Here is a 12,515-nt window from a genome sequence, read left to right as displayed (position 1 = left end):
AAACAATCAATTAAAGATAAAAGAAATAATGAATAAAATTTTAGCTTTTTTTTGTGCAGTGATAATTGTAGGTTGTTCTTCTATTGATAATGGTGTTAATAATCCAGATTCGGGAAGTAATAATTTAAAATCACTTGATACCTTCACTTTCGATCCCTTAAGTAAAATCCAAAAAGTAGAAATACCAACTTATTATGATGGCTTGTTTGATACAGCAAGACCCTATTTAGATGAAAAGTACCCTTACACTTATGTCAGTAAACCTCAAGCATACATAATTGATGACGAGATTATTTCTTTTGCTCCCTGGTTTCCTGTCGAAGGAAGGTTTACGGTTTTTCCAACCGCTCACTATATAGTTATAACTCAAGAAACCGAGAGTGGCTTAGTCTCCGCACGATTTAATCATGAACAAGTAATTAAGCTGTTAAGTGAAGAGTATAAAATTACTGAGCATACAAGTCCGTTTTTTCATTATGTTCTAGAGGTTTCTCCAAGTGAACAAGCCAATTTTGTAGAAGATATCCATAAAAAATTGAGTAGACTTCCTTCAGAATAAGGGTTTCTGGTTGAATTTTGATCAATAAAGTCAGGGGTTCTGGCTTTATTGATTGCATGGAGTTCTATTCATATTGATTTGGGCTTTGTAATAGGTAGTACGCCATAATAACAAGAGCCGATCTTGTAGGGTTTCTGGATAAATATTCAGCTGTGCGTGATAAATAAGAATAAGTAAACGCGAGGTCTCTGATGAAATACAAAAAGCGTCAGAAGTACAAATACACTCTCCATTCTGAAGAAAAGATTGAGACTCACATTTCAGTGAGTCAGGCGTATGACAGCCCTTTTCTTAGTTTGTCCAAACAAGGCGTGTTAACGATTAAAAAGGGCTATGCATGGGATGGAGCGAGTGGGCCAGCGTTAGACACAAAAAACATTATGAAAGCTTCTTTAGTACATGATGCTCTTTACCAACTCATGAGGGAAGAGGTGTTGCCTCAAAGTGCTCGAAAGCATGCGGATACGTTGTTGAGAGAAACATGTTTAGAAAAAGGAATGTCTAGCTTCAGAGCAACTTATACCTATTATGGCGTCAGAGTTGTCGGCGGGTTCTTTTCTAGACCCGATACTTTGTGTGCTTAATGGGAACATCTTTCCAACGTTTAACTGTTTATTTATACAGTTTAGTTATGTAAGCTCCAAGGTGATACAAAGGAGTAGTACATAATGACAATAAGATATGAAGAGCATGTGCCAAGCCCGAAAGAATACTGTGATATGCGTATCAAAGCCGGGCTATCACCCAAATCGTTGAAAGCTGCTGAAATTGGTCTACCCAATTCGTTATATGGCGTATCTGTTCGGGATGAAGGAAAGCTCATTGCAATGGGTCGGGTTGTTGGTGACGGGGCGTGTAACTTCGAAATTGTCGACGTTGCCGTTGATTCTGATTATCAAGGCAACGGTTTAGGTAGAAAAGTCATGGAATACATCGACGGTTATCTTTCTTCTGTTGCACTTGAAGGCTCTTACGTTTCTATGATTGCTGATGAACCGGTCTTTTACGAAAAGCTTGGTTATAGGCTGGTGGCTCCTAAAAGCCAAGGGATGACAAAAAAGTTTAAGCCAAAGGCGTAACACGTATTCAGCTGTGAAGATAAGCACTAGAAAACAGGAGTTTAATTTCCTGTTTTCTATATTAAATTTGTATTTAAGCCACTTCTGGAATTGGTTTGGGTGGCTGCTCTAAATCAGGCTCTTTTTGAACAGTAGGAATTTGTCCCTCACCCACAGCACTGATGTAACAGCCACTAAGTTTAATGGCAAGGTACATATCAGCTCGCAGTAAGATGCCTCCTTCACTGGTGCTGATACCAGTAAGCTCACACCATTGACGAAGACGTCGTTTCCTTCCTGCGAGGATTAAGCGTACACCTCTCTTTTTCAAAGTATTGTGAATATCTGCCAGTGTTGCCATCACACTGAGATCCAAGTGAGTAAAGCTCGATACGGCGTCGATGACAACGCAACTTGCGTCTTTGTGATGCTCTGCCTGCTCTAACACTCTACGTTTAAAGTAAGGAGCATTGAAGTAAGTTAGCGGTGAGTTAAAGCGGTAAATCACCATTCCAGGAATAGGCGAAGCTTTTCCTGAGTCGTCGATGGTCCGAATGGTACCTTTTTCATCCAAGCCAAGTAGCTGATCACTCGGTCGCATGACAATCCGTAAAAATTGAAACAGCCCTAGCAATACCGCCAAAGTGATCCCCGGTATTACACCCACGATCAACACAGAAATAAAAGTAATGATGGCCAGATAAAATGCATCTTTGTCACGAGATTTTAATTTCCAAATTGCTTTAAGATCGAGCAGCGATAGGGACGCAATGATCAATACAACACCAAGTGAAGCGATAGGGATGAACTGCAAAGGCTCGTAAATAAATACCGCAATAATGGCAATGGTGATTGCGGCGACAATCGAAACTAATTGAGATTTACCGCCATTTGCATCATTGACGGCTGTGCGTGAGTCAGCGCCGCTTATCGCGAAACCTTGCGAAAACGCTGAGGCAATGTTGGCAAAACCCAACGCCTGAAACTCTTTATTAGCATCAATATCATAACCGTTTTTAGCAGCGAAACTGCGGGCAGTGAGCATCATGCTAACAAAACTGACAATCGCAAGGTTGAGAGCCGGGACCACTAGTTCACGAACTTCACCTAGCTCAAACTCCGGTGTTTGAAACTGAGGGAAGCCACCTTGAGTGAGTCCGACAACCGATACGCCCATCTCTTGTAAATTGAAAAACCAAACTGACGCAGTAGTTACGAGGATCGCCAGCATGGCAGCAGGCCAAGTTGGTCGGTAGCGTTTGGTGAGCAAATAAACGACAACTGTCACGATACTCAGAGTTACAGTAGGCCAATGAAGATCGGTTAATCGTTGTGGAGCTTCCCATAAACGTTCCAGTAAATAACGTTGCTCGTATTTCAAACCGACTACTTTCGCAAACTGACCAACGATAATTGTGAGAGCAACACCGTTGAGTAGACCCAAAAGAATCGGACGAGAAAGGAAATCTGCAAATACCCCTAGCTTGAAACGACTTGCCAGTACACACCAAATCCCCGTCATCGCTGTCATAGTCATAACCAACTGCCAATGTTTTGTGGGGTCACCTGCGGCAAGTGGTGTCACAACAGCAGCAATCACTGCACAGGTTGCTGCATCGGGTCCGACAATGAGTTGTCGAGATGTGCCCATCATGGCGTAAACCAACATTGGCAGTACACACGAATACAGACCGACAATTGCGGATACACCAGTTAACTGGGCGTAAGCTATGGCAACTGGCAGTGCAACCGCGACAACAGAAAAGGCGGCTCTAAAGTCGTTAACAAACCATTCTTTTTGATAATGCTTAAGCTGAACAAGCCCTGGGAACCACTGTGCGAGTAATATTTTAGCCAACGGATTTACCATATATGTGAGTGAGTTACTTAAAGTATACACCGCTTAGTTGGAACGTCTGTGAGTTAGTTATCACTGGAAATCGGGGGAAAGATTGGAGTGCGAGGATTTTATTGCGCAGGGGGGCTTTGTAGTGTGAGGTGTTATGAATCCGATTCTGGAAGCAATAAAAAACGGGAGTTGTCACTCCCGTTGTATGGTTTCAGATTAGAGAGTTAGGCAACGCTATCCATCTGAGGGTATAGCGGCTTTGCGGCGAGCAATTCCGGCTCGAAGTCGTCAACGTTGATTGTATCTAGACGATGCTGTTCCGCTTCTCTGAGTAGATCGGCTTCTTCTTGCGTGATAAAGCCTTGCTCTAGCCCTTCCTGAGCAATCGTATCCAAACGTAAGAATGGGCGACGCTTACCTTGCGCTTTACATACTTTGTCAAACACAGGTTCAGCTTGAAGAATGACTGACAGCGCAAGCTCAATCTTACCTGCTGCGTTGTGCTCGGTTGGTTCAAGGTATTGACCGCGACCAATGCGTGAGCGCGTTGCACTTGGCGTTTGTAGAATGCGCGCCACTTTACTGTCTAGTTTATCGCTTGGCGCTTTGCGTACACGACCGAATGGCATGATTAACACGCGCAGTGCACGACCAATCACTTTGTTCGGGAAGTTTGCTAAGAATTCGTCTACCGCCACTTCCGCTTGTTTCAAACTGTCTTGTAGACCCCAGTGTACTAATGGTAAATCTTCGACTGGGCGTCCATCTTGCTCAAAACGTTTCAACGTCGCAGAGCTTAAATATAGCTGGCTTAGAATGTCACCAAGACGCGCTGATAGACGCTCTTTACGCTTCAAAGAGCCACCTAGCACTGCCATCGAGATATCCGATAGTAAGGCAAGGTTTGCACTGTAGCGGTTCAATTGTTGGTAGTAACGCTTGGTTGCATCTTTGGTTGGCGATGAAGAGCCCAGACCGTCGCTCAAACCAAACCAGATACTGCGCACTAGGTTACTCATTGTAAAGCTCACGTGACCAGCAAGCGCTTTATCAAATTTCTCGACAGCATTACTTGCTTCAGAATACGCCGCGTTCATTTCTTCAAGAACGTACGGATGGCAACGGATTGCGCCTTGGCCAAAGATGATCATTGAGCGTGTTAGAATGTTAGCACCCTCAACCGTTACTGCGATTGGCGCACCTTGGTAACCACGAGCTAGGAAGTTAGAAGGTCCCATACAGATACCTTTACCGCCTACGATGTCCATTGCATCGATGATGCTTTGCTGGCCGCGGTGCGTACAGTGATACTTCACGATAGCTGAGATAACTGAAGGTTTTTCACCTAAGTCGATACCCGCAACGGTTAAGTTGCTTGCTGCATCCATCACGTAAGCATTACCACCCAAGCGTGCTAATGGTTCTTCAACTCCTTCCATATGGCCGATCGGCTGTTTGAACTGACGGCGAATACGTGAGTAAGCACCGGTTGCCATTGCCGCAGTTTTGATGCCACCTGTTGAGTTTGAAGGTAGCGTGATACCACGTCCAACCGACAGACACTCAACCAGCATACGCCAACCTTGGCCCGCCATTTTTTCACCACCGATAATGAAATCGATAGGAACAAAGATGTCTTTACCGCGCGTTGGACCATTTTGGAATGGTACATTGAGCGGGAAGTGTCGGTTACCAATCTCAACACCTTTGACATCAGTTGGGATAAGCGCACAAGTGATGCCAAGATCTTCTTTGTCGCCTAGCAAACCTTCAGGATCGCGAAGTTTAAATGCTAAGCCTAGTACCGTTGCGACTGGCGCTAGGGTGATGTAGCGCTTGTTCCAAGTCAGGCGCATACCCAGTACTTCTTTTCCTTCCCATTCGCCTTTACAGACCACACCGTAATCTGGAATAGAGCCTGCGTCAGAACCCGCTTCTGGACTTGTTAGGGCGAAACAAGGGATTTCCTTACCTTCAGCTAGACGCGGTAAGTAATGATTTTTTTGATCTTCAGTACCGTAGTGTTGCAGTAGCTCACCTGGGCCCAAAGAGTTAGGAACACCAACGGTAGACGATAGAACGCCAGAAACACCCGTTAGTTTTTGTAGTACTAGTGATTGCGCGTATGCTGAGAATTCCAGACCACCGTACTTTTTCTTAATGATCATGGCGAAGAACTTATGATCTTTCAGGTATTGCCAAACTTCTGGCGGTAAGTCCGCGAGTTCATGGGTCACTTGGAAATCACTCACCATGGCGCACACTTCATTCACAGGGCCGTCTAAAAAGGCTTGTTCTTCCGCACTTAACTTAGGTGCTTGAATCGCGTGTAGCTTTTGCCACTCTGGTTTGCCTTTAAACAGTTCGGCTTCCCACCAGACGGTACCTGCGTCTAACGCTTCTTTTTCGGTTTGAGACATAGCTGGCAGCACTTTCTTGAAAAGCACTAACGCTTTGCGGCTAATTAAAGACTGACGTACGCCAGGAACCGCGAGCACAGCTGCGGCGAGAACGTAAATAGCCCAACCAATAACGCCGACAGTTCCTGCTACTGTAAGAGCCAGCATGGCCGCGGTGAGTAAGCTAATAGATTTCACGAGAGACATGCGGTGGTAGAGCGTAATGCCTAGCACGATCGCCATCGTGATGATTGAGAGCAAGATGTCCATATATATTTTCCTTTTCAGACTTTATAAGTTTTGTACGTCTGTATGTTAGGTAAGAGGTCTAACCAGTTGGTTTAAGTGTAATCAAAATATTAAGGAAATGTAAAACATAAGATTGGATAAAAAGTGATCTAAGTAGAGTTAAAATTCTAAAGTTGAGATTTGAGTGATGGTTTCATGAGCAAGTTGACAAGTTTATTACCATCACTAATCTAAATCTGTTGGTTCACTATCGACACTAATTCTCGTTTGTGGGTAAACTCAGAGTAATCAAACCCGAGTTCAGGTTTATGAAATGTCCGATACCAAATTGGTATCAGAACAATTTGCTCAGTGAGTCTAGAGCTGACTGAAGCCGAAATAATAAAGAGAACGTCTTATGTACCATGATCTGATTAGAAGTGAATTAAACGAAGCTGCTGAAGTGCTCAACAAATTTTTAAGCGATGACCATAACATTGCGCAAATCGAAGCAGCGGCGAAAATGATTGCTGACTCATTCAAGCAAGATGGTAAAGTATTGTCGTGTGGTAACGGTGGTTCTCACTGTGATTCAATGCACTTTGCCGAAGAGCTAACAGGCCGTTATCGAGAAAATCGTCCTGGCTATGCTGGTATTGCTATTTCAGATCCAAGCCACCTTTCTTGTGTGAGTAATGACTTTGGTTATGACTTCGTGTTTTCACGCTATGTAGAAGCGGTTGGTCGAAAAGGTGACGTACTGTTTGGTCTGTCGACGTCAGGTAACTCAGGTAACATCCTGAAAGCGATTGAAGCAGCACAAGCGAAAGGCATGAAGACGATTGCGCTAACAGGTAAAGATGGCGGCAAAATGGCAGGCCTTGCAGATATTGAAATCCGCGTGCCACACTTTGGTTATGCAGACCGCATTCAGGAAATTCATATTAAGATTATTCATATCATCATTCAGTTGATCGAAAAAGAGATGGAATAATCGTTTACGGCCACCGTTTCGAGCTGTGTTGTTAGGGAGTTTTTTAAACCATGTGTGAATTGCTCGGTATGAGCGCTAATGTTCCAACGGATATTTGTTTCAGTTTTACTGGGCTCATGCAGCGTGGAGGTCGAACCGGCCCACACCGTGACGGATGGGGGATCACCTTCTACGAAGGGAAGGGCTTTCGAACCTTCAAAGATCCCAAGCCAAGTTGTGAGTCTAAAATAGCAGAGTTGGTACAAAATTATCCCATCAAAAGTCGTGCGGTCGTTAGTCATATCCGACAGGCGAATCGTGGTGGTGTTAATTTAGAAAATACTCATCCCTTTACACGTGAGCTGTGGGGTAGGTATTGGACGTTTGCGCATAACGGTCAGCTCTCTGGCTACCAAGACTTGCATACAGGTCGACATAGACCTGTCGGTGAGACAGATAGTGAACTGGCATTTTGCTGGTTATTGAAGCAAATGGAAGATCGATATCCTGAGCCACCAAAGGATATGGAGTCGGTATTCTTATATGTTGCTAAATGTTGTGATGAGCTAAAAGAGAAGGGTGTATTTAACATGCTTCTGAGTGATGGTGAGTATGTAATGACGTATTGCACCAATCATTTGTATTGGATCACAAGACGCGCACCGTTTGGAAAAGCCGCGTTGCTTGATGAAGATGTGGAAATTAACTTCCAAGAAGAAACAACGCCACATGACATCGTTTCTGTGATCGCAACTCAACCTTTGACGGGCAACGAAGCTTGGCAGCGTATGAAACCTGGCGAATACGGCTTGTTTCACCTAGGTGAACTAGTCAAAAATAATGCCTCTGAACTGGTAAATGTGCCGTTTGCGGCGGCTAAGCCGGGCAATCAAGCGCCAACCGAACCGTTAGAGTGATGGTCTCTTACTCTGAATATAAAAATAAAGCTCGCTTAATCGCGAGCTTTATTTTTATGCGTTTTAAACCGAGGGCGGATACGGATGAGCATTCTTACTTTCTAGAGTGCTGGTAGTAGAGTCCTAGTCTCGCTAAGGCTTGTTGTAAAGACGTAACTGATAGAAATTTCTCATAAAACACCTCGTCAGTCTGAACGGTGAAGAACGAACCAGATGCAGAATCTACTTTCCGAGTGTTATGTTACTCAAGTGGTTATGGGATTTTTTAGAATGCTGGGTTTTAGGTTTCTAGTCTCACCATGGTTTTCTTGAATCAAGTTTATAAGTATTAAAACAACCAAGAGCAGCCCTCAGGCTGCTCTTTTGTGCTTGGAGTTTATTATTCAGGGCTACTCATCTGAGGCGTACCCATGTACGCCAAGCTCTGCGCCATCTAAATAGGCTTTACCATCCTTCATGATCAACCGCTCGTCTACCAGCCACTTAGCCACCATAGGGTAGATTCGGTGCTCCTGCGCCTGAACACGTGCCGCAAGTACACTAGCATCATCGTCTTCGAACACAGGAACTTTTGCTTGCAGTATGACAGGGCCACCATCAAGCTCTTCCGTTACAAAGTGCACACTCGTACCATGTTCTTTATCGCCAGCATCAATTGCTCTCTGGTGTGTGTGTAGCCCAGGATATTTTGGTAGAAGAGAAGGGTGGATATTGATCATCTTACCCATGTAATGAGAAACAAATGCGCTGCTCAGAATGCGCATGTAACCAGCAAGAATAATCACGTCTGGTTGGTATTCATCTATTTGACTCATTAGCTCTGCATCAAAGCTTTCACGCGAGCTGAATGCTTTAGGGTCGACAAAGTGACCGTCCACATCAAACTTTTTTGCACGTTCTAAACCAAAAGCATCTGCTTTGTTAGAGAACACGGCTGCCACTCGTGCGTTTGGCATGCTGTCTTCGCAAGCTTCCAAGATAGCTTGCAGGTTACTTCCGTTACCCGAGATGAGGACCACAATGTTTTTTAGGGTATGGTTTTTCATGATGTCGAGAGCGCCTTGGTATTGTAGGTTGGAGTTATGTAGCTTCTAAACTACCTACTAATAGAATGGTTTTTAGTGTTCTAGATAGCAAAATGAGGACCTAGTCATCTAGTGTCCTCATTCTTCTTATCTTTTGAGCTCGATTTGCAAATTATTGGATTTCAACTTGCTCTTCGTTCGCGTCTGCTTGTGCGATTTGACCAATCACCCACGCGTTTTCGCCTTCTTCTTTAAGAAGAGCAACTGCTGCATCTGCCTGGTCTTTCGGTAGTGCGACGATTAGACCTACACCACAGTTGAATGTGCGGTACATTTCGTGTGTGTCGACGTTGCCTTTCTCTTGTAGCCACTTGAAGATAACTGGCCATTCCCAACTGTTACCATCGATAACTGCTTTCGTGCCTTCAGGCAGTACGCGTGGGATGTTTTCCCAGAAACCACCACCAGTGATATGAGAAATCGCATGGATGTCGTGTTTCTCAATCATCTTAAGTGCTGACTTGATGTAAATTTTTGTTGGTTCTAGTAGGTGCTCACCAATAGTGCGGCCTGCTAGCTCTTCGCTCTTATCTGCACCAGATACTTCTAGGATCTTACGGATAAGGGAGTAACCGTTTGAGTGTGGGCCGCTTGAACCAACAGCGATAAGTGCATCACCAGCAGCGACTTTCGTGCCGTCAATCACGTCTTCTTTTTCTACTACGCCAACACAGAAACCAGCTACGTCGTAGTCTTCGCCTTCATACATGCCAGGCATCTCCGCAGTTTCGCCACCAATTAGGGCACAACCTGCTTGAACACACCCTTCTGCGATACCTGAAACAACATCCGCTGCGGTATCAACGTCTAGTTTGCCTGTTGCGTAGTAATCTAGGAAAAACAGTGGCTCTGCGCCTTGCACGATAAGATCATTTACACACATTGCCACTAGGTCGATGCCAATCGTGTCGTGCTTGTTCATATCCAGTGCTAGGCGAAGTTTTGTGCCAACGCCATCAGTACCAGAAACCAGTACAGGTTGTTTGTATTTAGTTGGCAATTCGCATAGCGCGCCAAAACCACCGATACCACCCATAACTTCAGGGCGACGAGTACGTTTTACCGCACCCTTAATACGATCCACAAGCGCGTTGCCTGCATCAATATCTACACCAGCGTCTTTATAGCTAAGAGAAGAGTTGTTACCACTCACAGGGAAGTCCTCGGTATTAAGTTGGATATGAAAACGGCGCTATTCTAACAGTGCTTAAACATAGATAGCAAACGTTTGCGTCTGTTTTTTTCTTTAGTGATTTATCCTGATATCCCTGTGAAAATCATGTATAATCTGAAGGTTTGTTTAAATATTGCCAACTATAGCCGGAGATGGACATGAAAGTTGTTGAAGTAAAGCACCCTCTAGTAAAACATAAAATTGGTCTAATGAGAGAAGGTGACATCAGCACAAAACGTTTTCGTGAGTTAGCGACTGAGGTCGGTAGCCTACTTACTTACGAAGCAACGTCAGACTTTGAAACAGAAAAAGTGACCATTGATGGTTGGAACGGTCCGGTAGAAGTAGACCAGATTAAAGGTAAAAAAGTAACCGTAGTGCCAATCCTACGTGCAGGTCTAGGCATGATGGATGGAGTTCTTGAGCACATGCCAAGCGCACGTATCAGTGTTGTGGGTATTTACCGTGATGAAGAAACGCTTGAGCCAGTTCCTTACTTCAACAAGCTTGCTTCAAACATCGAGGAGCGTATTGCGCTTGTTGTTGACCCAATGCTTGCAACAGGTGGTTCTATGATTGCTACTATCGATCTCCTAAAAGAGAAAGGTTGTAACCAAATCAAAGTGCTGGTACTTGTTGCTGCACCAGAAGGTATTGAAGCGCTAGAAAAAGCACACCCAGATGTTGAGCTATACACTGCGGCAATCGATGAGAAGCTTAATGACAAAGGCTACATCGTTCCGGGTCTAGGCGATGCAGGTGATAAGATCTTCGGTACTAAGTAATTCTTTGATGTATTACTATGACTGAACAGAAAAAGGCTTGGTGAAAACCAAGCCTTTTTTGTATCTACAAGAGGAGAAAAGTAAGACACGCCACCTAATAAAGCGGCGAAGACGTACTATTTCGCGCTTTCTTCTTCCATTTGTGCGTTATCCACAACGTGGTTTTCACCTAAATCGTTTGGTAGCACAAGGTTAAGAATAATTGCCACGATACCGCATAGGCTCACACCTTGTAGACTGAACTCACCAATACCGAAAGCCATACCACCAATACCAAACACAAGGGTTACGGCAACAATCACTAGGTTACGAGACTTATGCAAATCAACGTTATTCTTGATCAGTGTGTTGAGGCCTACCGTTGCGATGGAGCCGAACAGCAGAATCATGATGCCGCCCATGACAGGAACTGGAATCGTTTGAAGAACCGCACCTAGCTTACCTACCAATGCAAGTACGATTGCGGTGATTGCTGCCCAAGTCATGATCACAGGGTTAAATGCTTTGGTTAGCATTACCGCTCCTGTTACTTCACTGTAAGTGGTGTTTGGTGGAGCACCCACCATCGAAGCTGCGATAGTTGCCACCCCGTCACCTGCGATTGTGCGGTGAAGGCCTGGTTTTTTCAGGTAGTTTTTACCTGTAACGTTTGAGATAGCAAGCATGTCACCTACGTGTTCAACCGCAGGTGCGATAGCGACAGGAATCATGAACAAAATTGCGTTGATATTGAACTCTGGCGCGGTGAAGTTTGGCATGGCTAGCCAAGCCGCTTGTTCTACGGGAGTGAAATCAACCACACCGTAGAATAGAGAAACAGAGTAACCAGCAAGAATACCACCAACAATAGGAACGAGCTTCAAAAAGCCTTTTGCAAAAACGCTGAGTACAATGGTTGTGAGCAGTGAGACCGCCGAGATAATGATCGCAGCATCACCATTAACTAGCTGTGCAGCTCCATCACCAGTTTTACCTACCGCCATGTTCACTGCTGTTGGGGCAAGGCCAAGGCCAATAACCATGATCACAGGGCCAACGACAACAGGCGGGAGAATTTTATGGATAAATCCAACACCGCGCACTTTGATCATCGCCCCTAGAGCCACATAAACTAAGCCCGCTGCCATCAAGCCGCCCATCGTTGCACCGATACCCCAAGTTTGGATACCGAACATAATAGGAGCAATAAACGCAAAAGAAGAGGCAAGGAAGATGGGAACAGAACGTTTAGTCATTAATTGGAAGAGGAGAGTACCGACACCGGCACCAAAGAGGGCTACGTTTGGATCAAGGCCAGTTAGGAGCGGCACAAGCACCAAAGCACCAAAAGCGACAAAGAGCATTTGAGCGCCTTGTAACGCGTTTTTCATAATAATTCCCTATTTTCAAGATACGCAGACAAATCCGGCGAATACTATCATCCTGCAATCGTTTGCAATGTTGCATAGATCAAACTTTCGATTGAATTCTTCCCATAAATGGCACTTT

General features: G+C 44.6%; 11 protein-coding genes. 6 read left to right on the top strand and 5 right to left on the bottom strand.

What is annotated here, in order from left to right; all coding sequences use genetic code 11:
* Positions 1 to 28: 28 nt before the first annotated feature.
* The 3 genes from R7E51_RS12825 (at position 29) to R7E51_RS12815 (ending at position 1,638) form a co-directional block, all read left to right on the top strand.
* Positions 29 to 559, top strand: a complete 531-nt coding sequence (locus R7E51_RS12825) for a hypothetical protein (protein ID WP_005380387.1) — start codon at positions 29 to 31, stop codon at positions 557 to 559.
* Positions 560 to 750: 191 nt separating this feature from the next.
* Entirely contained in the window at positions 751 to 1,143 is a 393-nt protein-coding gene (locus R7E51_RS12820; protein ID WP_206957663.1) for a DUF1353 domain-containing protein, read from the top strand.
* Positions 1,144 to 1,227: 84 nt separating this feature from the next.
* Positions 1,228 to 1,638 carry a GNAT family N-acetyltransferase gene (locus R7E51_RS12815; protein WP_005391824.1) on the top strand — a complete coding sequence of 137 codons (411 nt, stop codon included), beginning with the start codon at positions 1,228 to 1,230 and terminating at the stop codon, positions 1,636 to 1,638.
* Positions 1,639 to 1,711: 73 nt separating this feature from the next.
* Here R7E51_RS12815 and R7E51_RS12810 read toward each other — a convergent pair whose 3' ends face one another.
* Both R7E51_RS12810 and fadE read right to left on the bottom strand, forming a co-directional pair.
* Positions 1,712 to 3,487: a SulP family inorganic anion transporter gene (locus R7E51_RS12810; RefSeq protein WP_206957662.1), complete on the bottom strand. Its 1,776-nt coding sequence runs from the start codon at positions 3,485 to 3,487 to the stop codon at positions 1,712 to 1,714.
* Positions 3,488 to 3,690: 203 nt separating this feature from the next.
* Positions 3,691 to 6,135 (bottom strand): acyl-CoA dehydrogenase FadE, encoded by a 2,445-nt coding sequence (fadE, locus tag R7E51_RS12805; RefSeq protein ID WP_169628596.1) that lies wholly within the window; start codon positions 6,133 to 6,135, stop codon positions 3,691 to 3,693.
* A gap of 376 nt (positions 6,136 to 6,511) precedes the next feature.
* Here fadE and lpcA point away from each other — a divergent pair, with 376 nt between their 5' ends.
* Both lpcA and R7E51_RS12795 read left to right on the top strand, forming a co-directional pair.
* Complete coding sequence (gene lpcA / locus R7E51_RS12800; RefSeq protein WP_005380392.1) at positions 6,512 to 7,087, top strand: D-sedoheptulose 7-phosphate isomerase; 576 nt, start codon at positions 6,512 to 6,514, stop codon at positions 7,085 to 7,087.
* A gap of 50 nt (positions 7,088 to 7,137) precedes the next feature.
* Positions 7,138 to 7,983: a class II glutamine amidotransferase gene (locus tag R7E51_RS12795; RefSeq protein ID WP_005385395.1), complete on the top strand. Its 846-nt coding sequence runs from the start codon at positions 7,138 to 7,140 to the stop codon at positions 7,981 to 7,983.
* A gap of 389 nt (positions 7,984 to 8,372) precedes the next feature.
* Here R7E51_RS12795 and purN read toward each other — a convergent pair whose 3' ends face one another.
* Together purN and purM are read right to left on the bottom strand one after the other, a co-directional pair.
* Positions 8,373 to 9,029: a phosphoribosylglycinamide formyltransferase gene (gene purN, locus R7E51_RS12790; protein ID WP_005394347.1), complete on the bottom strand. Its 657-nt coding sequence runs from the start codon at positions 9,027 to 9,029 to the stop codon at positions 8,373 to 8,375.
* Between the two features lie 151 nt (positions 9,030 to 9,180).
* Complete coding sequence (gene purM, locus R7E51_RS12785) at positions 9,181 to 10,221, bottom strand: phosphoribosylformylglycinamidine cyclo-ligase (RefSeq protein WP_005389861.1); 1,041 nt, start codon at positions 10,219 to 10,221, stop codon at positions 9,181 to 9,183.
* Between the two features lie 179 nt (positions 10,222 to 10,400).
* On the opposite strand from purM, the gene upp reads away from it, so the two are divergent.
* Positions 10,401 to 11,027, top strand: a complete 627-nt coding sequence (gene upp / locus R7E51_RS12780) for a uracil phosphoribosyltransferase (RefSeq protein ID WP_005380401.1) — start codon at positions 10,401 to 10,403, stop codon at positions 11,025 to 11,027.
* Positions 11,028 to 11,143: 116 nt separating this feature from the next.
* On the opposite strand, the gene R7E51_RS12775 is transcribed toward upp, so the two are convergent.
* Positions 11,144 to 12,397 carry a uracil-xanthine permease family protein gene (locus R7E51_RS12775; protein WP_005389855.1) on the bottom strand — a complete coding sequence of 418 codons (1,254 nt, stop codon included), beginning with the start codon at positions 12,395 to 12,397 and terminating at the stop codon, positions 11,144 to 11,146.
* Between the last annotated feature and the right edge of the window lie 118 nt (positions 12,398 to 12,515).

The sequence above is a fragment of the Vibrio sp. Vb1166 genome (genome assembly GCF_033338695.1).
Classification (GTDB): Bacteria; Pseudomonadota; Gammaproteobacteria; order Enterobacterales; family Vibrionaceae; genus Vibrio; species Vibrio alginolyticus.
The sequence above is the reverse complement of the archived record's forward strand: the minus strand, read 5'-3'. Positions and strand labels throughout refer to the sequence as shown.

Excerpts from the sequence above, each read along its gene's own strand:
- R7E51_RS12775 (WP_005389855.1), bottom strand. The coding sequence starts at position 12,397 with ATGAAAAACGCGTTACAAGGCGCTCAAATGCTCTTTGTCGCTTTTGGT.
- R7E51_RS12815 (WP_005391824.1), top strand. The coding sequence starts at position 1,228 with ATGACAATAAGATATGAAGAGCATGTGCCAAGCCCGAAAGAATACTGT.
- R7E51_RS12795 (WP_005385395.1), top strand. The coding sequence starts at position 7,138 with ATGTGTGAATTGCTCGGTATGAGCGCTAATGTTCCAACGGATATTTGT.
- lpcA (WP_005380392.1), top strand. The coding sequence starts at position 6,512 with ATGTACCATGATCTGATTAGAAGTGAATTAAACGAAGCTGCTGAAGTG.
- R7E51_RS12820 (WP_206957663.1), top strand. The coding sequence starts at position 751 with ATGAAATACAAAAAGCGTCAGAAGTACAAATACACTCTCCATTCTGAA.
- upp (WP_005380401.1), top strand. The coding sequence starts at position 10,401 with ATGAAAGTTGTTGAAGTAAAGCACCCTCTAGTAAAACATAAAATTGGT.
- R7E51_RS12825 (WP_005380387.1), top strand. The coding sequence starts at position 29 with ATGAATAAAATTTTAGCTTTTTTTTGTGCAGTGATAATTGTAGGTTGT.
- purN (WP_005394347.1), bottom strand. The coding sequence starts at position 9,029 with ATGAAAAACCATACCCTAAAAAACATTGTGGTCCTCATCTCGGGTAAC.
- fadE (WP_169628596.1), bottom strand. The coding sequence starts at position 6,135 with ATGGACATCTTGCTCTCAATCATCACGATGGCGATCGTGCTAGGCATT.
- R7E51_RS12810 (WP_206957662.1), bottom strand. The coding sequence starts at position 3,487 with ATGGTAAATCCGTTGGCTAAAATATTACTCGCACAGTGGTTCCCAGGG.